Below are 19,140 nucleotides of genomic sequence, written 5' to 3'. Positions count from 1 at the left end.
AAGGGATCCCGCACGACTGGTAATATTGCGCCCGCACCTCTTCGAGGTGTGTGCGCCCCCGTAGCTCAGGGGATAGAGCACCGCCCTCCGGAGGCGGGAGCGTAGGTTCGAATCCTACCGGGGGCACAAAAAGAGTCAGGGTCCACGAGCGTCAGCGAGTGGGCCCTGACTCTTTTTGCATTCGACTTGGAGGATTCGGGAGCAGGGTAGCGACGGGCCTTGTCCTGACCGCGCGAGTCACCGCGTCTGGGTGACCTTCAGCAGCCCTCGCGGACGATCCGGATCCTGCCGCCGGTCGAGGGATAGCCGCCAGGCCAACTGCTGCAGCGGCAGGATCTCCAGCACTGGGAACAGTTCCTCCGCCACCCCGTCGGTGACCACGGGCAGCCCATCGGCAGGACCCACGCGAAGCACGTCGGCACCAGCTTCCTCGATCCGCTCAAGGACAGGCACCATCGCATCTCCACCGGCACCCGGGCTCACGACCGCAATCACCGGCAGCTGCCCGTCGACCATCGCCAGCGGACCATGCAACAGGTCGGCCCCGGAGAATGCCTGCGCGGACAGGTATGACGTCTCCATCACCTTGAGCGCTGCCTCCCGCGCCGTCGGGTAGGAGTAGCCCCGAGCGGTCGTGACGAGGCGCTGCGCGAACCGATACCGCTGCGCCGCAGCATACGGACGGTCGGCCATTGCCAAGGTGCGGGCGGCCGCCTCGGGCAGCGCACTCACGTCTGGCACAAGCGCGTCGTCGCCGCCGCCGAACAGCATTGCCAGTGCCATCATCTCGGCGGTGTAGGTCTTGGTCGCCGCAACCGCCTGTTCCAATCCTGCACGCACGTCGAGGTGGTGCTCGGCCGCCTTCACCAACGCCGACTCGGGCGCGTTCGTCACGGCCAGAGTGAGCGCACCGCACCCTCGGGCCACCTCGACACTCTCGATGAGGTCCGGTGAGCCGCCCGACTGGCTGACGGCCACGAAGAGAGCCTGCCGCAGATCGGGCCGCGAGTGATACACCGTCAGGCTCGACGGTGAGGCGAGCGCTGCGGGCAGCTGCCGCCGCACCTCCACCAGGTACTTCGCGTACAACGCGGCATGATCGCTGGTGCCCCGGGCTGCGAAAATGACCATGCGAGGGGCAAACTCGTGGATCGCGCGCCTGATCTCGGCGGCCTGCGCCAGACCATCCACCCGAAGACGTTCGAGGATCTGTGGCTGCTCCGCAATCTCAGCCGCCATCAGTGCGCCCGGCTCGCTCATCCCGCTCCTTGCCGTCATAACATCGACTAGAGTCAATTGTCCATCATAGAATGGACTAGACCAATGAGATAGTGCATGGTTCACTGAAGCCTGTCAACGCTGAATAGATTGCACGAGCTCCACGGGAGGAGATGAAGGTGGCATCCACTGCCCGTGAACCGGCACGTGAACCGAAGCATTACGCCGTGCGCCGACACCTCCTTGAGCTGATCGAGTCCATGGAGCCCGGCAGTGCAGTCCCCACCGAACGAAGCCTGGCCGCCGACCTGCGCACGTCCCGGACCACTGTCCGTCAGGCACTGGTCGATCTCGTAGCCGAAGGCCGCCTCACGCGCCGCCAAGGTTCCGGCACCTATGTCGCCGAGTCAAAGATCACCTGGCCGCTGCACCTGGCAAGTTTCACCGAGCAGGCAGCGGCGAATGGTCTGACGGCGAGCTCCGAGCTGCTGGGTACTGCACGGGTGCGCGCAGATTCGCAGACCGCGGAACGGCTCCAGATAAACCGAGGCGACCCGGTCTATCGGATCGATCGCCTCCGACTCGCCGACCACCTGCCGACCGCCGTCGAGACCTCCGTGCTCTCGGCCGAGCGATTTCCCGGGCTGACCCGACGCATGCGGACCGCGGGCTCCCTACATGCCCTGCTCACCATGGAGTATGGCGTCGACCTGCGCCGCGGTGAGGAGTCCATCGAGATCGCCCCCGCATCACCACGCGAGGCGACCCTGCTGCGCATCGATGCCAGTGCAGCGATGCTGGTCGTTCGGCGACACAGCTTCGACGCGCATGGCGCGCCTGTCGAGTGGGGCACGAGCTCGTTTCGAGGAGATCGCATCTGCTTGATCGCGAACCTGGGCATACCACCCGTTCGCCGGAAAATGACATCGGGAAAATGACCCACATAGGCAGTACAGTCGCCACCGACGTCGTCCTCACCGGTGCCCGCGTGGTCACCCCCAACGACGTCATCGACAACGGCTGGGTTCACGTGCGAGGCAGTCGCATCCACCAGGTAGGGCGGACGGACCCTCCACGTGGAGTGCGCCGCCAGGATCTTGCGGGCGCCTGGCTACTGCCGGGATACATCGACATCCATATGCACGGCGGCGGCGGACACGACGTCTCCTCCTCCCCCGAGGCCATGGCACAGGCCGTTGCGTTCCACCGCGCGCACGGCACGACTCGCACCCTCGTCTCATTTGTCACTGCACCCGTCGACGCACTGGTCGAGCAGCTCGACTGGGCCGCAGCACTGACTCACGCCGGTGCCCGAGTCGACGGTCACGTCATCGGCTCTCACCTGGAAGGCCCGTTCCTGTCGCATGCGCGGTGCGGCGCCCAGAACACCAGTCACCTGATCCTGCCCGACCGCGATGCCTTCGCGCGCATGAGCGCTGCGGCGCGAGGAACTCTCCGCTCGGTGACGATCGCCCCCGAGCTGGACGGCGCGCTGGAGCTGATCCGCGACATCACCGCCAGCGGAGCGGTGGCCGCCATCGGGCACTCCGACGCGACATATGCGCAGGCGCATGCCGCCATCGATGCGGGAGCCACCCTGGCCACACATCTGTTCAATGGGATGCGCCCGCTCCACCACCGTGAACCCGGCCCGGTCGGCGCAGCGCTCGAGTCGGGAATTGCCTGCGAGCTGATCAACGACGGCATCCACGTGCACCCGTCGGTGACCAGCCTGGTCGCCCGCCAGCGTGGACCCATGATCCTGATCACGGACGCGATGGACGCGACCGGAGTCGGGGACGGCGAGTACGTGCTCGGCGGCCAACGTGTGCAGGTCACCGATGGGCAGGCCCGGCTCGTCAGCACCGGCTCACTCGCCGGCAGCACCCTGACCATGGATGAGAGCCTTCGTCGGGCCGTCCGAGACAGCGGTCTGACCATCACGTCGGCATCTCGCGCCGCATCATGGAACCCTGCACGGATCCTGGGAATTCACCGTGACGCCGGTGCGATCGAGGCTGGCCTGGCGGCCGACCTCGTGACGCTCGACGACGACCTGCACGTCACGGGCGTCATGGCGGAGGGATTGTGGAGTTCCGAGGATTCCGGGGCGCCCGAGCCCGACGACAGGTAACATCCTGATAACTGGTCTAGACCAATGGCTCGATGACGTGTACCGTCCCAACAATCGGCGGTTCTGCGACAGCACCCGCACACCTCACCAGCCGCATGCGGCTGCTAGTCACAGCACATCAATCAGAACTGGCAGAGAGAAGACAGACATGAAGCGCACTCTGATCGGCGCAACGGCGATCGTCGCCGTCGGAACGATGGCACTCAGCGGCTGCGGTGGGTCGAGCAGCACGAGTTCGGGCAAGAGCGGAGGCACCACGACTCTCAAACTGGTCGCCGCCGACTACGGAACCGGACCGGCCAACACCAGCTCGAAGTACTGGGCGAGCGTCGCGGATGCCTTCCACAAGGCCAACCCGACGATCACCGTCAACGTGCAGGTCGTGACGTGGGCAAACTTCGACACCACCGTGCAGACGATGGTGCAGAACAAGCAGTACCCCGACATCACCGAGGGCGACTACTTCTCCAACTACGCCCAGCAGGGACTGCTCTATCCCGCGAGCAAGGTGCTCAGCAACCCCGGCAACCTGCTGCCGGCCTTCAAGGCCCAGGGCAGCTACAAGGGCGTCCAGTACGGCATGCCGTTCACGACGAGCTCGCGCACACTCTTCTACAACAAGAAGCTGTTCAAGAAGGCCGGCATCATGTCGGCACCGAAGACGTGGGCCGACATCCAAACCGATGCGAGCAAGATCAAGGCGCTGGGCGACACCGGCTTCGGACTACCGCTGGGTAGCGAGGAGGGCCAGGCCGAGGCACTGTTGTGGATGCTCGGCAACGGCGGCGGCTACCAGAACAGCAGTGGCAAGTACACGATCAACAGTCCTCAGAACATCCAGACGTTCCAGTTCCTGAAGAAGCTCGTCGCCGCCGGCGACACCGAGCCCAACCCCGCGAACAAGATGCGCACCGACCAGTGGCAGCAGTTCGCGCAGGGCAAGGTCGGCATGATCAACGGCTCACCGGCCCTGGTGCCGATCATCGAGAGCGCCAAGGTCCTCAAGGACAGCGACTGGACCTCGGTGCCGATCGCCGGCAAGAACGGCCCACTGACGAAGACCCTGGGCGTGAGCGACAACGTGGCAGCCTTCAAGACCGACGGCACGAAGGCCGCGGCCATCAAGAAGTTCCTCGACTTCACCTACCAGGACACCTATCAGCTGAAGTTCGACAAGGAGTACGACCTCCTGCCGGCAACCACCAGTGCGGCAAAGGCGCTCGCCTCGGACCCGATCTTCGGCCCGTTCCTGACGGCGCTGCCGCACTCGATCCAGTACCCGAGCGACACCGCTTGGGCCCAGGTCAAGACCAACATCCAGCAGAACATCGGCACAGCCGTCACCGGTGACCCGAAGACGGTGCTGGACTCGATCCAGGCGAAGGCCTCCGCCAACTGACCGGACTGAATCGGCCCCGGCGCGGATGGACACGCCGGGGCCGGTGCCGACCGTTTCGCCGAGAGAGAAGGTGGCTGTGACTTCTGTTGCGCCTAGCGATCGCACCCGGGAACGGGCCGGTCGGGCACCAACACCGGGGCCTACGACCAAGCAGCGGATGACGCGACTTGCGCGTGCACTGGGACCGGTGCCTTGGCTCCTTCCGGCGGTGGCACTGATCGGACTGGTCGTGCTCTGGCCCGTCGTCGTCCTGTTCAAGACGTCCTTTCAGAACATCAGCCCCGACGGATTCGTCAACGGTTGGGCGGGTCTGGGCAACTTCCGGGCGCTGTTTGCCGAGCCGGCCCTGCTCAGCGTGGTGCTTCGTACGGTCGTCTGGGTCGTTGTCGTCGTGGCCATCACGATGGTTCTCGGCCTGATGCTGGCCCAGCTGTTCAACGTGGAGTTCCCGGGTCGCAAGGCGGCGCGCTGGGCCCTGATCGCGCCGTGGGCCGCCTCGGTCATGATGACCTCGCTCATCTTTCGATGGGCGCTGGACTATACGAGCGGGCCCATCAACATCCTTCTCAAGGACCTCGGGATCGTCCATTCCCTGGGCACGAACCAGACTGACTGGCTCGGTCGCCCGGTTGCCGCCTTCATCTGGATGATGGGCGTGGCGGTGCTCGTCTCGCTGCCGTTCACGATCTACGCGTTGCTCGCCGGCCTGCAGACCATCCCGGCCGACCTGTACGAGGCCGCCAGGGTGGATGGCGCGGATTCCTGGCGGATGTATCGCTCCATCACGTTGCCGCTGCTGCGCCCCGCATTCACCGTCGCACTGCTGATCAATGTCATCAACATCTTCAACTCGTTCCCCATCATCTGGGAGATGACCCGCGGCCAACCCGGATCCAGCACGAGCACCACGACCACGTTCATGTTCCAGCTCAAGCAGGCATTCATCGGCGAGTCCGCGTCCATGTCCGTGCTGAACTTCGCCATGGTCATCGTGATCGTGCTGGTGTTCTTGAAGGTCACCCGCTGGAAGGAACAGGTGAACTGACATGACAGACATCACCGCCGGCACCTCGGAACCTGTCCTGGCCACCGGTACGTCCGGGCGCGCGCAGAAGCGGGCTCGGCCGCCGCGGAAGCCGAGGCGGCCTCTTCGGCCACGCACTCTCTTCGCCGCAGTGGCCGCCTACCTGGTCGCGATCATCTTCATCGTGCCGTACCTGGACATGTTCGTGACCGCAATGCGGCCGATCAACGAGCTTCAGCAGCCCAATATCCTTCCACACCACTGGACCTGGTCGAACTTCAGCACGATCTGGTCGACCGGATTCGGTGCCAGCTTCCGGGTCAGCCTCGAGGTCGCCGCCGGCTCCACCGTCCTGGTCCTGCTGGTGGCGCTTCCCGCCGCCTACTACACCGCACGGAAGCAGTTTCGTGGCCGTTCCGTGTTCCTGCTGCTGGTGCTCGTGACGCAGATGTTCCAGCCGCCGGCGATGCTGGTCGGCATCTACAAGGAGTTTCTCAGCTTCAACCTGCTGAACACGGTGTTCTCGCTGATCCTGGTCAACGCCGGGTTCAACCTGGCCTTCGCGGTGTGGATCCTGAACGCGTACTTCTCCTCGATCCCCGTGGAGCTCGAGGACGCCGCGATGGTGGACGGCACGAGCCGGCTCGGCGCACTGGTGCGCATCACGCTGCCGCTCGCCCTACCCGGCGTGGTCACGGCGCTGATCTTCTCCTTCATCGCGGCCTGGAACGAGTTCATCGTCGCCCTGACTCTGAATACGACTCCGAATACGCAACCACTCACTGTCAATATCAACGGCTACATCGGGCAGTACCAGATCGACTGGGGCCATCTCTTTGCCGGGTCGGTCATCGCGACCGTGCCGGTGATCATTCTCTTCGCGATCATCGAGGGAAAGGTCGTCAGCGGCTTGACCGCCGGCTCTGTGAAGTAGTTCGGATTAGGCGGTCGCCTCACGGTGCTCTGCAATCACGCGCTGGTACCACTCGAAGCTGGACTTCGGAATGCGCTGCTGCGTCTCGTAGTCCACATAGACCAGACCGAACCGCTTGGCATATCCCTCGGCCCACTCGAAGTTGTCCAGCAGGGACCAGCAGTAGTAGCCCCGCACGTCCACGCCCTGCCCGCTTGCCGCGGCGATGGCGCGCAGATGGGCCTCCAGATAGCGCATCCGGTCCGGGTCGTGCACATGCCCGGTCTCTTCGACGACATCGTCGCAAGCGCGACCGTTTTCGGTCACATAGATGGGCGGCAGGCTCGGGTAGCTCTCGTGCAGCCAGCGCAGCAGGCGGCGAAGGCCGTCGGAGTCCACCGGCCAGCCCATGGCCGTACGCTCCTCGTCATCATCGACCACCTGCTCGGTCGCCAGGTCGTCTGCGGTGCGCTTCGCCGGGTCGGGCTCGGCATACTCCCCCACACGCACGTTGCTCGGAAAGTAGTAGTTGACACCGAGGAAGTCCAGGGGCACTGCGATCGTCTCCAGATCACCGTCCTCGATGAACGAGAAGTCCGTGATGTCGGCGTAGGTGCGTCTTGCCAGCTCCGGGTAGGTCCCCGCCAGTACGGGGTCGGTGAAGATCCGATTGGACAACATCAACGCACGATCGGCCGCCGCAAGGTCCTCCGGGCTGTTCGAGACGGCAGCCACCGGCTCCAGATTGAGCGTCACGCCGATCTGCTGACCTGCCGCACCATTGCTGCGCATCGCCCGGGCGGCCAGGCCGTGGGCCAGCAGGAGGTGATGCGCCGCCGCCAACGCCCCTTCGCCCTCGTGGGCGCCCGGCGCGTGTCGACCGGTCGCGTAGCCCAGGATGGCGGAGCAGTACGGCTCGTTGAGCGTGATCCAGCGGGTGACGCGATCGCTGAGGTGCTCGTGCGCGATCGCTGCATACTCGGCGAACCGCTCGGCCGTGTCACGCACCCGCCAGCCGCCTGCGTCCTCCAACGGCTGGGGAAGATCCCAGTGGTAGAGCGTGATTGCCGGCTTGATACCCCGCTCCAGCAGTCCATCCACCAATCGGTCGTAGAACGCCAGACCGGCGGCATTCGCGGGCCCCTTGCCGGTGGGCTGGATGCGCGGCCAGGCCATTGACAGTCGATAGCTGTCGATGCCGAGCGCGGCCATCAGGTCGATGTCCTCGGCATACCGGTGATAGTGGTCGCACGCGACATCGCCGTTCTGATCCGCAAACACCTTGCCGGGCGTGTGACTGAACGTGTCCCAGATCGACGGTCCGCGGCCGTCCTCCTCCACGGCCCCCTCCACCTGATAGGAGGCCATCGCCACCCCGAACTCGAAACCCTTGGGCAACTCCATCGTCATGTCTCAGGCCTTTCCATCTGTCATTACCCGGACCGTATGGTCCGCAGGTCTCAGCTCAAACACCTGCACTCCGTATGCGGGCAGGCGCACCTCGGCGACCGGGTCACCACCGCCCAGGGGCACCAACGTCGCCGCGTCCTGGAGCTGCGGTGTCACTAACCGCTCTTCAGCGCTTTCGCTCACGAGCCATACGAGCTCGCGTCCACTTTCATGCACCAAGGCGTCCACCAGGACGGCCGGATCATCCACGGTGACAGGCCTCTCGACACCGGCCACGTCGGCAAGCGCCGCATACAGCCGCGGTGAGTCATCGGGGTTGGCGTTGCCACGCGCGGCAGCGAAGTACTCGATCGGATACGCCGACAGGATCGCCGCTCCCTTCCCGAGTCGATGTCGGGTCAGCGCTACCCGCCCGGCCTGGTCACGCGCAATCACCTCTGCGCCAACAGTTTCCACCGGCATCCGAGTGCGCGCGTTGACTCCCCCAGCGGCCCGGAATCGAAGCACATCTCCCGCATCAATCGGTCCGAGGTCCTGCTCGAACCGCAGCTCGACGACATCCTCCTCGACCGGGTCGTTCAGCCCGTAGATGAGCCGATGCAGCACCCCAAAGATCTCTTCGCTGGCGGTCCACCACGGGCCGCGTTGAAACTCGACCTCCCCGGCACCGTAGGACGCGTAGATCGTTGCGCCGCTGCGCGCGAGATCACGCAGTCGCAACCAGGTCGGCGCGGTCAGTGCCTTGACCGACGGCACGAGATAGAGGCGGTAGCCGTCGGCGATGCCGTCCCGTTCACGTGCCATCCCGGGAGGCATGTCCGCCTCCCGGCAGGCAAGGTAGGCCTGCTCGAGGCACCGGAAGACGTAGGTGCGTTCCGCCTCTTCCACGGTCAGCGGCTCCGCAGTCTCCAGGTAGACCGGGACGACGAGCGCGGTCTGCGCGGCACGCCGCTGGCACCCGGCCAGGTCGACCGCCTCCAGCACTGCGGCGAAGTCGCGCATCTCCAGGAGCTGTGGCTTCGCAGATCCGTCGACTCGCGTCAGCCCGAAGTGCAGCTCGAAGGGGTGGTGACGATAGGGATCCTGCTCGACGAGGTTGTCGAAGTCGGTGTTGTTCCAGCCGATCCACCCGGTTGCGCCCGCAAGCAGCGTCAGGTGGAGCACCTGGCGGTAGTAGTGTGCAGCGTTCTCGTCCGAGGCGAAGTCAGTCGTCAGGCCGAACTCCTCCAGCACCACCGGCCGCTGGCCGACCGAGGCCAGCTCGCAGATGAACGCCGCCTTGAGGTGCTGCCGGACCACATCCGTCTCCATCGGATAGACATGCGGCCCGACGAAGTCGGTGATCTGCGCCAGACCGCGCACCGAGAAGCCGTTGTCCTTGCCCGTCACCTCGATTCCCCAGGCGCCGTCACCGATCGACACGGGTTGGGTGCCACCGCCGGCTCGTACGGCCTGGACCATCAGCTCGGCCCAGCTCGAGACGATGGCGCTCTGGCCTGCACCGCCATAGATCGGCATCTCGTTCGAGATCAGCCAGCCGGCGACGGCCGGATGCTCCGCGAATCGCCGTGTCACCTCACGTGCGAACCAGGCCTGCCGCGCGACCATCCACGTGTCGGCATACAGGTCACGCCCGGCCCGCCAGCTCGGATCCCAGTTCTCACCCGACATGTGGCCCACGATGAAGGTCGGCACGGTCTGCATACCGAGCTCGGTATGCAGATCGAGGAAGGTCTCGAACCGGCGCAGCACCTCGCCGTCAAGACGGTCGGGCTCCGGCATGGCGTCGGGCCAGTAGAGGAACGACCTCGTCATCGTCAGCCCGTGGTCCTTGAGCACCCGCAGCTCTGCGTGCAACAGGTCCGGGTCGATGCCGCGCCACATCAACGGGCCACCCTTGCGGGACCAGAAGTTGGCGCCGACCCAGGTCACCGCCCGCCCGCCGACATTGACCTTCGGGTTCGGACGAGGCACGCTCTCCTGCGGTCGAATCGAGGCAGCACTCACTTCACGGCACCTGCTGTCAGGCCGGCTACCAGGTATCTCTGCAGCAGCAGGAACGCGATCACGATCGGCACACTGACCACCAGTGAGGCCGCCATCACCTGGTTCCAGTAGACATTGATCTGAGTCGAGTAGTTCTGCAGCCCGATCGACAACGTCTTGGTCGAGCTGTTCGTCATCTGGGCCGCAAAGAGCAGCTCGCCCCAGGACGTCATGAAGGAGTAGACAGCCACCGCGATCACGCCCGGCCGCGCCGCCGGCAGCACGACACGCAGCAGGGCTCCGATCGCTGTGGTGCCATCCACGCGGGCCGCCTCATCGAGATCCCTGGGTATCCCGTCGAAGTATCCCGCCAACATCCAGATCGAGAACGGCAGCGAGAACGTCAGGTAGGTGATGATCAGGCCGACGCGGGTCTGATAGAGGAGGGTGAAGCCCAGGAACTTGTCGATGTTGACGAAGATCAGGAAGAGCGGCAGTAGGAAGAGGATCCCGGGGAACATCTGCGTCGACAGCACCGCGCCGGTGAAGACCCGTCTGCCGAAGAAGCGATAGCGAGAGATCGCGTATCCGGCGAAGATCGCCACGATCACGCTGAGCACGGTCGCGGACACACAGACGATGAGGCTGTTCATGAAGTATCGCGCCAGTGGCACCGTGCTCCAGATGTCGATAAAGGGCTGCAGCGTCGGGTGCTTCGGCCACCAGGTGAAGGCGCCCTGCACCTCGCCGAGCGGTTTCACGGAGCTGCTGAGCATCACATACAGCGGGATGGCGACGAAAAGCCCCAGCACGACGACCACGACTGTGCGGAAGATTCGGAAGGACAGTGGTTCACGCACGACGAGACCTCCGGTTGAGCAGCAGCAGATAGACGCCCGTGCACACCAGCAGGAAAAGTAGGAGCAGCACAGACATTGCCGACCCGAACCCGAAGTTCCAGTTGACGAACGAGTTGTCGTAGATGTGGATCGACACGAGGTCGGCGGACGGCGGTGGGGTCTGACCGAAGAGGACGAACGGGGTGTTGAAGTCGTTGAAGGTCCACAGGAAGAGCATCAGGACCAGGACGCCATTGACGGGGCGCAGCGATGGCAGGGTGATGAAACGGATCTGCTTCCAGATTCCTGCACCATCAACGGAGGCCGCGTCGTACACCTCTTCGGAGATGTTTTGCATGCCGGCCATCAGCATCAAGAAGGCGAACGGCCACGAACGCCACAGGGCCGCAACGGTCATCGCGATGAAGGCATTGTTGCCGACCAGCCAGAATGTCGTTCCGTCGGTCAGGTGCAGGTCGTCGTGCAGCACGTGGTTGAGAAGCCCGTTGTCCCGCTGGTACATGAAGCTCCACGTCATGATGCCCGCGTAGATGGGCAGCGCGTAGGGCACCAGGAACAGAGTGCGCAGGATGCCCCGCCCGCGAAACGAGCGCTGCAGCACCAGTGCCGCCGACATCCCGAAGACCCAGGCCAGTCCGACGACGATCACCGTGTACGCGGCGGTGATCTCAAAGGAGTGCAGCAGGCTCTGGCCAAGGGGTCCGGAGAAGTTCAGTGCCACCCGGTAGTTTCCGAGTCCGGCATACGGAGCCTGCGACCAGTTCGCGATGAAGAACTGAGTCAGCTGGACGAAGCTCATCCAGATGCCGACCAGCATCGGCACGATGTGGATGAGGAGTTCCAGCAGCACCGCGGGGACGATCAGCAGGTAGGGCGTTGCCCTGCCCCACCCCCGAGGCCGACGGGCCGGCTTGGGAGGCACCGGCCCGTCGGTCGACTGCTTGGAACGGGAGCGCGTCGTAGTCATGAACCGTTCCTTGCTGCCGGTCAGCCGGCCGACGCCATCTTGTCCTGCGCCGCCTGTAGCGCGGCCTTGATGTCGGAGTCGCTGACCTTGTTGCCCGTGGCGGCCTGCGCCAGCAGCTGGTTGACCGCGTTGCCGACGTTGGTCTCGTAGGCCGACTCGGCCGGAATCAGCGGCAGTGGCACCGCCTTCGTAGCCAGGATGTCCGCGAACGCCGCGGCCTCCGCCTTGTTGGTGGTGTAGTTGACGGTTCCGTTCTTCACGACGGGCAGGGCGGTGAACGGCTTGTCCAGGATCGCCTGCTCGGCCGGGCTGGTCATGAACTTCACCAGCTTGAGCGCCGCGGCCTTGTTCTTCGTGTTCTTGAAGATGGAGATGTTGATGCCGGCCACGAAGCTGGCGATGTCCTTGTTGCCGGTCATGGCCGGGATCGGCACGACGCCATACGCGTCGCTCTTCATCCCGTCGGCCTGCAGCGTGTTGTCCGCGTTGTTCTGGCTCATCAGCATCGCGGCCTTGCCCTTGGCGAAGTCACCGGGCGCCTCTGGTCCGTTCTTGTACTGCACGCTGCTGGGGTTGACCACCTTGTTGCTCATCAGGTCGACGTACTGTTTCACTCCGGCTACCATGCCGGGCGTGGTGAACTGCGGCTTGCCCTGGGCGTTGAACGGGTCGGCGCCGTGCTGCTGGCCGAAGATGAAGGCGAAGTGCACGCTCTCGGTGTAGCTGCCGCCCTCCATCGCCATGCCGTAGGTGCCCTTGCTCGGGTCCGTCAGCTTCTTGGCGTCGGTCTGCAACTGCTCCCACGTCGTGGGCGGCTTCAGACCGGCGTCGGCGAACATCTTCTTGTTGTAGTAGAGGCCGTAGACCAGACCGTAGAGCGGCACCGAGGTCGGGTCCTTGCCGGGCGCGCCGCCGGTCTTGAACGCGGTCTGGACGAACTTGTCCTTGCCGCCGATCGCCTGCAGCGCCGCGGCGTCGAACGGCATGAACGCGCCGGTGGCCTGCAGCGAGGCCGCCCAGGTGTTGCCGATGTTCAGCACATCCGGGCCCTGGCCGCTGGTTGTCGCGCCGAGGATCTTGTTGAGCAGGTCCGGCCAGCCGATCACCTGGACGTTGACGTTGATGCCGGTCTGCTTCTTGAACTTGGCCATCTCGGTGCCCAGCACCTTCTGGTCATCCTGAATGGTTGCCGCCTGGTTGCTGGCCCAGTAGGTGAGGGTGGCGCCCGAGCCTCTGCCGGCGGCGGCGGAGGCCGATGCCGAGCCGGAGCCCGAGGAGGCCGAGCCGGAGCCCGACGAGGACGAGCCGCCACTGCCGCAGGCGGCCGTGGCCGACACCGCCAGCACAGTGAGCGCCGCGGGGATGAGACGAAGTTTCACGAAGACTCCTGAGGTTCCGGGCGAGCGGGCCGCCATGGCCCGATGGGGATCTATGTATTGGATCACTTATCCGGTTCAGTTAACTATAGCTGTTACTTAATCGTTACTTAACTCGTCGCGACGGGCCTCAGGAGGGGCGCGCGGTGCTCCCGCGCACCTGCAGGGTGGACAACGGCGCGCGCACCAGTCCACGGTTGCGTCCTTCGATCAGATCGATGAGGACGGCGGCGGCAAGACCTCCGTACCCGGGGGTGTCTCGAGAGAGCGCCGTCACCGCCGGCTGAATCAGGGTCGTGAGGATCGAGTCGTCCCAACTGACCGCCGAGAGGTCCTCCGGCACCCGCAGCCCCAGCTCGGTTGCGGCGCTGAGTCCCGCGATGGCCATCGTGTCGCTTCCGAAGATCAGGGCGGTGGGCCGGCTCTCCGACGCGAGCATGCGGCGGGTCACCTTGCCCGCCTCGGGCCCGGTGTAGGGCGCTTCAACGGTCGTCACCTCCACCCCGCGGGCTCGTCCGGCACGGCGCACACCACGTCGGCGGGCGCGCTCGTGGGCGAAGACCGGGGGACCGCACACGTGCCCTATCCGCCGATGTCCGAGCGCTGCCAGATGCTGCACGGCGACGGCGGCATCTCCGGCCTGATCCGTCCACACACAAGGTAATTCAGCCCCTGGCATTGGACCGCCACAGAGAACTCCGGGCAGCCCGAGCTCGGCAAGCGCACTGACACGAGGATCGTGGACCCGCTCGTCCATGAGGATGACACCGTCAATGCGACGCTCCCCCCACCACCGCTCGTACGTGCTGATCTCATCCTCCGGATGATCACCGATGACTCGCAGCAGCAGACTGAATCCCCGCTCGCTGAGAACCTGCTCGAGACCCGCGAGGAATCGAATGAAGAACGTCTCGACGGTCAGCAGGTCAGTGGGACGAGAGAGCACCAGTCCAACCACACTCGTCTGCGCACCACTGAGCGCGCGGGCGCTGGAGCTCGCGTGCCAGCCGAGCTCGCGAGCCAGCGCCAGCACGCGGTCACGAGTGTCGGCCGCCACGCCGGGCTGATCATTGAGCGCATAGGACACTGCGGCCTTGGAGATGCCGAGCTGTTCGGCAATGTCAGCCATCGTGGCCCGCCGCCGGGGTCCGCGCGCACCGCTGCCCGCCATCCTGCCCTCGCTCTCATGCTGCCGTCAGCTGAATAGAACTTAATCCGTTAAGTCAACCTAGCCGATCTCTCGCCAGCGCAAGACCCGCATCGCGTCACCGAGGCGAAGGACATCGATCCGAGACCGTCAGCGCTGGGTGGAGTCGGAGACCTCGCCGACGAGCTCCTCCAGGACGTCCTCCAGGAAGATCACGCCGATGGCGTCGCCGGTGGCACCGACCACGCGAGCCAGGTGCGCGCCACTGCGCTGCATCGTGATCAGCACGTCCTCGACCTCGTCGCTCGGCCGCACCGTCGCCAGGCGACGGATTCGCTTCGGTGGAACCGGCTCGACATACGCCTCATCGCGCGCATAGAGCACATCCTTCAGATGCAGGTAACCCGCGATGACGCCCTCCCTGTCGGTCACCGGGAAGCGGGAGAATCCCCGCTTGGCCACAAGCCGCTCGACATCCGCCGGCGTAGCACCGATCGGCAGCGTCACCAGCTCGCCGATCGGCACCGCCACGTCGGCGGCCGCCTTGTCACTGAAGTGCAGCGCGCCGTGCATGCGCGCCTGCTGCGCCTCGGCGAGCAGCCCCTCTCGGTGCGACTCCTCGACGATCATCTCGACCTCCTCGACCGAGAAGGTCGACGTCACCTCATCCTTCGGCTCGACCCCGATGCGTCGCACCAAGAATTTCGAGATGGCCTCGACCAGTCGGATCAGTGGGCGGATGCCGCGCGTGATCCACAGCAGGGGCGGCGCCAGTATCAGCGCGGCCCGGTCCGGTCCGGCGATCGCGAGGTTCTTGGGCACCAGCTCACCCAGCGTGACGTGGAAGTAGGCGACGACCAACAAGGCGAGCACAAGGGCAACCACCTGGGCTGCCTCACCGTGGATTCCGAGGTGCGACAACGGCTTTTCGATCACATGGTGCAGCGCCCCCTCGGCAACGGCACCTAGCAGGACCGAGCAGACGGTGATGCCCAGCTGGGCGCAGGCGAGCACTGAGGAGACATTCTCCAGGGCCTCCAGGCTTGCCTTCGCACGCTTGCTGCCCTGCAGGGCCAGGGGTTCGAGCTGGGACCGGCGGCTTGCCATGACCGCGAACTCGGCGCCGACGAAGAAGGCATTGCCGAGAAGGAAGATCACCGCGAGGAGGAAGCTCACGCGGGCGCCTCCCCTGCATCCACCGAGCCTGCTGCGGGCAGGACGGGTGTCAGCCGCACCCGATCGACGCGACGGCCCTCCATGGACACGACCCGCAAGCTCCAGCCGCCCAGCTCGATCACGTCACCCGCCCGTGGCACCCGCCCGACCGTGGCCATGACATACCCGCCGACGGTCTCGTAGGCGTTCCCATCCGGAATGTCGGCGCCAATCCGGTCACGCACCTCATCCGGCCGCCACAGGCCGGACACGGTCCAGGAGCCGTCCGGCAGCAGCCGGCTCGGATCCTGCACGCGATCGTGCTCATCGCTGACCTCCCCGACGATCTCCTCGATGACATCCTCCAGTGTCACGACGCCGCTGGTGCCGGCGTACTCGTCGATGACGATCGCCAGCTGCAGACCGCTCGCCCGCAGCAGCAGCAGCAGCGGATCGAGTCGGATGGTCTCTGGCACCATCACCGGTGGCACCATCAGGGCACTGACCGGCACCTGCTCACGACGCTCCTGCGGCACGGCGATGGCCCTCTTGACGTGGACCACTCCCACGACGTCGTCCCAGTCGTCGTCAAGCACGGGAAACCGCGAGTGCCCCGTGTTGCGAGCCAGGTCCACGACCTGAGCGGCAGAGGCCGTCCGCTCCACCGCGGTGCACCGGACGCGCGGGCTCATCACGTCTGCGGCAGTGCGCTCACCGAAGTTCAGCGACCGGGTGAGCAACCGGGCGGTGTGCTCCTCCAGCACTCCCGCCTCCGCCGACCGGCGCACCAGCGACGACAGCTCCCGGGGTGTCCGTGCTGCGCTCAGCTCCTCCTGCGGCTCGATGCCGACCAGACGCAGGAGCCGGTTCGCCGACCCGTTGAGCAGTACGATCAGCGGCCTGGTCGCCACCGAGATGAGTCGAACCGGGCCGGCCACGACCTTCGCCACGGGCAGCGGTGCCGAGATGCCGAGAAACTGTGGGACCAGCTCACCGACGATCATCGAGAAGAGGGAGGCGATGACCAGGGCGGCAGTGGTGGCGAGCGCCGCGGCACTGTCCGGTGACAGACCCGCGGCCCGAACCGGGGAGGTCAGCAGGTCGCCGAGCGAGGGCTGCACGAGATAACCGAGGATCAGCGTGGTGACGGTAATGCCGACCTGAGCGGCAGACAGCTGGGTGGACAGCCCGCGCAGCGAAGCAAGCACTCGGCCGGCGCGATGATCGCCGTCGTCGATCGCCCGCTGAACCATAGGCCGGTCCAGCGCCACGAGAGAGAACTCGGCGGCAACGAAGACTGCGGTGCCCACGGTGAGGACAACTCCGACAAGGATCAGCAACCACTGCAACATCGTGCGGACATCGTGCCATGAAAGTACGGCCCGACTGGCACCAAATGCCTGCTACGGATCGAACCCTGGGCAGTTATCCTGCCTACGTCGGCCACCATGCCGGGGCCGACAACACCATGGTTAAGGGGACCCACGTGAGCTCACCGCCCACGCAGACACAACCATCCAGGGCGCATTCTCGCATCGAGATCGTCGGTCTGACCAAGTCGTTCGGCAGCTTCAAGGCCGTCGACAACCTCACCTTCAGCGTCGAGCCGGGCCGCATCACGGGATTCCTCGGTCCCAACGGCGCCGGCAAGACCACCACGCTGCGCATGGTCCTCGGGCTCATCACGCCGACGGCGGGACATTCCACCATCGGCGGAGTCCCCTACGCGCATCTGAAGCATCCGACGCGAACGGTCGGAGCGGCTCTGGAGGCGACCAACTTCCACCCGGGCCGCAGCGGCCGCGACCACCTGCGGGTACTTGCCGCGGCAGGCGGCATCCCGGAGTCTCGCGTCGACGAGATGCTGGAGCTGGTCGGCATCCCGGCCGCGGCGAAGCGCCGTGCCGGCAACTACTCGATGGGTATGCGGCAGCGCCTCGGCTTGGCTGCCGCCATGCTCGGCGACCCGAACGTGCTCGTGCTGGATGAGCCCACCAACGGCTTGGACCCCGAGGGCATTCGCTGGCTGCGCGGCTTCCTGCGCCATCTGGCAGGTGAGAAGAAGACGATCCTGATCTCCAGCCACTTGCTGGGCGAGGTCCAGGCGACCGTCGATGACGTCGTCATCATCTCCAACGGCCGGTTGGTCAAGAACGGCCCGATCGAGTCGCTGCACGGGCAGGCCAGTGCCATCGTGCGGACCACCGACCCGGCCCGTCTCGCGAGTGCTCTTCATGCATCGGGCATCACCAGCGAGCGCCTCGAGGACACTGTTCTGCAGGCCTACACTTCCGACCTGCAGGCGATCGGCGACACGGCGCTGTCCGCCGGTCTGCCGATCTATGAGCTGCGCGCCCAGCAGCAGGACCTCGAGGCGTTGTTCTTCGAGCTCACCAGCCAGCCGGAGAACCAGAACCGGAACCTGGCGGGTGCAGAGCCACCGCCGCCGGTGGGGCAACACCTGCCACCCCACCGGGGCCAGGCACCGCAGCAGGGACAGGAGGGCATCTCATGATCGCCAGCGCAATCAAGCCACCCCATGAAGTCCTCGCTCCTTCGTCGCTCAGTACTTCACGGGGGCCCCGGCAGTCCTCACATCTTTGGGGGGACCTCGCATGATCGCCAGCGCCATCAAGGCGGAGATCCTCAAGATCTTCACGACCCGGTTGTGGTGGGGTCTGCTCATCGGTGACGTGCTCATCGGTGGGCTGCTGTCCTTCGCCTTCGCCTTCCAGCTCGGCCAAACCGATTCGAGCGATTCGCCGACGGCCGCGATCATGAGCCACCCGAACGTCGCAGCCGCCCAGGCCATCTACTCGGCCGGCTTCACCGTGACACTGGCCGAGCTCTTCCCGCTTGCGCTCGGGGTCATCCTGATCACCGCCGAGTTCCGGCACAAGACCTGGACCTCCACCGTGCTGTCGACCCCGCTGCGCTGGCCCATCTCGGTCGCCAAGGCCATCGCGATCTGCGTGGTCGGGTTCGTCTACGCGGTGGTTTATGACGTCGCGGCCGTGGTCGGTGGTGGCATCACCATGTCGGTGTGGCGCCACAGCGGCCTCTACCTCGGCTCGGCCGAGGTGTGGCAGACCCTCGGCCTGATCGTGCTTGCGTTCATCATCTGGACACTGCTCGGCTTCGGCTTCGGCCTGCTCCTGCGCAATCAGATCGTGGCGGTCTTCGTGGGCATCGGTCTGGCCTTCATCGGCAACATCCTCTTCAGCATCATCTTCAGCCTGTTGCACTGGGACTGGGCACCGAAGTTCCTGCCCTCGAATCTGACGAGCTCGATGCTGAACCCGACGTTCGCCTCCGATCCCGCAAACCACACGTTCGCCTGGGGCTGGGCCGCGGTCGTGCTGACGATCTACGGGCTGGTGCTGGCCGGGGCCGGTGCGGTCCTCAACCAGCGCAAGGACGTCCTCTAGGCCACACCCGGAGGGCGTTTCGACCGCCTCACCGACGGGGCCACGCCTACACGTTAGGCTTGGTCCCGTCGTTGTTAATGATGAGGCGGACAACCAGCCGGGGTTCCCCGCGAAGTACCGAGC

The 19,140-nt window shown here is 65.5% G+C and carries 16 protein-coding genes and 1 tRNA gene; 8 read left to right on the top strand and 9 right to left on the bottom strand.

Going from position 1 to position 19,140, the window contains the following annotated elements; genetic code table 11:
* Window positions 1-54: 54 nt before the first annotated feature.
* A tRNA-Arg gene (locus FGL98_RS09715) sits at window positions 55-126 on the top strand.
* Between the two features lie 111 nt (window positions 127-237).
* Here FGL98_RS09715 and FGL98_RS09710 read toward each other — a convergent pair.
* Window positions 238-1,260: an SIS domain-containing protein gene (locus tag FGL98_RS09710; RefSeq protein WP_246136476.1), complete on the bottom strand. Its 1,023-nt coding sequence runs from the start codon at window positions 1,258-1,260 to the stop codon at window positions 238-240.
* A gap of 137 nt (window positions 1,261-1,397) precedes the next feature.
* Between FGL98_RS09710 and FGL98_RS09705 the strand changes: the two genes are divergently transcribed.
* From FGL98_RS09705 to FGL98_RS09685, 5 genes are all read left to right on the top strand, one after another.
* Window positions 1,398-2,156, top strand: coding sequence for a GntR family transcriptional regulator (locus FGL98_RS09705; protein ID WP_222432100.1), 759 nt, complete (start codon window positions 1,398-1,400; stop codon window positions 2,154-2,156).
* A complete protein-coding gene (gene nagA / locus FGL98_RS09700; RefSeq protein ID WP_146316566.1) occupies window positions 2,153-3,352 on the top strand; it encodes an N-acetylglucosamine-6-phosphate deacetylase in 1,200 nt (399 codons plus the stop codon). Before FGL98_RS09705 ends, nagA begins: the two co-directional genes overlap by 4 nt.
* A 148-nt stretch (window positions 3,353-3,500) precedes the next feature.
* A complete protein-coding gene (locus tag FGL98_RS09695) occupies window positions 3,501-4,751 on the top strand; it encodes an extracellular solute-binding protein (RefSeq protein ID WP_146316565.1) in 1,251 nt (416 codons plus the stop codon).
* 187 nt (window positions 4,752-4,938) lie between these two features.
* Window positions 4,939-5,796: a carbohydrate ABC transporter permease gene (locus tag FGL98_RS09690; protein ID WP_222432099.1), complete on the top strand. Its 858-nt coding sequence runs from the start codon at window positions 4,939-4,941 to the stop codon at window positions 5,794-5,796.
* A gap of 1 nt (window position 5,797) precedes the next feature.
* Window positions 5,798-6,709 (top strand): carbohydrate ABC transporter permease, encoded by a 912-nt coding sequence (locus FGL98_RS09685; RefSeq protein WP_146316563.1) that lies wholly within the window; start codon window positions 5,798-5,800, stop codon window positions 6,707-6,709.
* Between the two features lie 6 nt (window positions 6,710-6,715).
* Here FGL98_RS09685 and FGL98_RS09680 read toward each other — a convergent pair whose 3' ends face one another.
* From FGL98_RS09680 to FGL98_RS09645, 8 genes are all read right to left on the bottom strand, one after another.
* Window positions 6,716-8,098, bottom strand: a complete 1,383-nt coding sequence (locus tag FGL98_RS09680; RefSeq protein ID WP_146316562.1) for a GH1 family beta-glucosidase — start codon at window positions 8,096-8,098, stop codon at window positions 6,716-6,718.
* Between the two features lie 3 nt (window positions 8,099-8,101).
* Window positions 8,102-10,105 (bottom strand): cellulase family glycosylhydrolase, encoded by a 2,004-nt coding sequence (locus FGL98_RS09675; RefSeq protein WP_222432098.1) that lies wholly within the window; start codon window positions 10,103-10,105, stop codon window positions 8,102-8,104.
* Entirely contained in the window at window positions 10,102-10,944 is an 843-nt protein-coding gene (locus tag FGL98_RS09670; protein ID WP_222432097.1) for a carbohydrate ABC transporter permease, read from the bottom strand. The genes FGL98_RS09675 and FGL98_RS09670 overlap by 4 nt, the downstream gene beginning before the upstream one ends.
* A complete protein-coding gene (locus tag FGL98_RS09665; RefSeq protein WP_146316561.1) occupies window positions 10,937-11,911 on the bottom strand; it encodes a carbohydrate ABC transporter permease in 975 nt (324 codons plus the stop codon). Before FGL98_RS09665 ends, FGL98_RS09670 begins: the two co-directional genes overlap by 8 nt.
* A 20-nt stretch (window positions 11,912-11,931) precedes the next feature.
* The gene (locus tag FGL98_RS09660) at window positions 11,932-13,290 is read right to left on the bottom strand and encodes an ABC transporter substrate-binding protein (RefSeq protein ID WP_246136475.1); all 1,359 of its coding nucleotides are present in this window, start codon (window positions 13,288-13,290) and stop codon (window positions 11,932-11,934) included.
* A 127-nt stretch (window positions 13,291-13,417) separates the two neighbouring features.
* The gene (locus FGL98_RS09655; protein WP_222432096.1) at window positions 13,418-14,416 is read right to left on the bottom strand and encodes a LacI family DNA-binding transcriptional regulator; all 999 of its coding nucleotides are present in this window, start codon (window positions 14,414-14,416) and stop codon (window positions 13,418-13,420) included.
* 168 nt (window positions 14,417-14,584) lie between these two features.
* A complete protein-coding gene (locus FGL98_RS09650) occupies window positions 14,585-15,610 on the bottom strand; it encodes a hemolysin family protein (RefSeq protein WP_146316558.1) in 1,026 nt (341 codons plus the stop codon).
* A complete protein-coding gene (locus FGL98_RS09645) occupies window positions 15,607-16,941 on the bottom strand; it encodes a hemolysin family protein (protein WP_146316557.1) in 1,335 nt (444 codons plus the stop codon). Before FGL98_RS09645 ends, FGL98_RS09650 begins: the two co-directional genes overlap by 4 nt.
* Window positions 16,942-17,075: 134 nt before the next feature.
* Here FGL98_RS09645 and FGL98_RS09640 point away from each other — a divergent pair, with 134 nt between their 5' ends.
* Both FGL98_RS09640 and FGL98_RS09635 read left to right on the top strand, forming a co-directional pair.
* Window positions 17,076-18,104, top strand: a complete 1,029-nt coding sequence (locus FGL98_RS09640) for an ABC transporter ATP-binding protein (protein ID WP_246136474.1) — start codon at window positions 17,076-17,078, stop codon at window positions 18,102-18,104.
* A gap of 100 nt (window positions 18,105-18,204) precedes the next feature.
* Window positions 18,205-19,017: a hypothetical protein gene (locus FGL98_RS09635; RefSeq protein WP_146316556.1), complete on the top strand. Its 813-nt coding sequence runs from the start codon at window positions 18,205-18,207 to the stop codon at window positions 19,015-19,017.
* Window positions 19,018-19,140: the final 123 nt, after the last annotated feature.

The organism is Leekyejoonella antrihumi (assembly GCF_007845645.1).
GTDB classification, from domain to species: domain Bacteria; phylum Actinomycetota; class Actinomycetes; order Actinomycetales; family Dermatophilaceae; genus Leekyejoonella; species Leekyejoonella antrihumi.
This window is presented reverse-complemented; position numbering and strand designations above follow the sequence as displayed.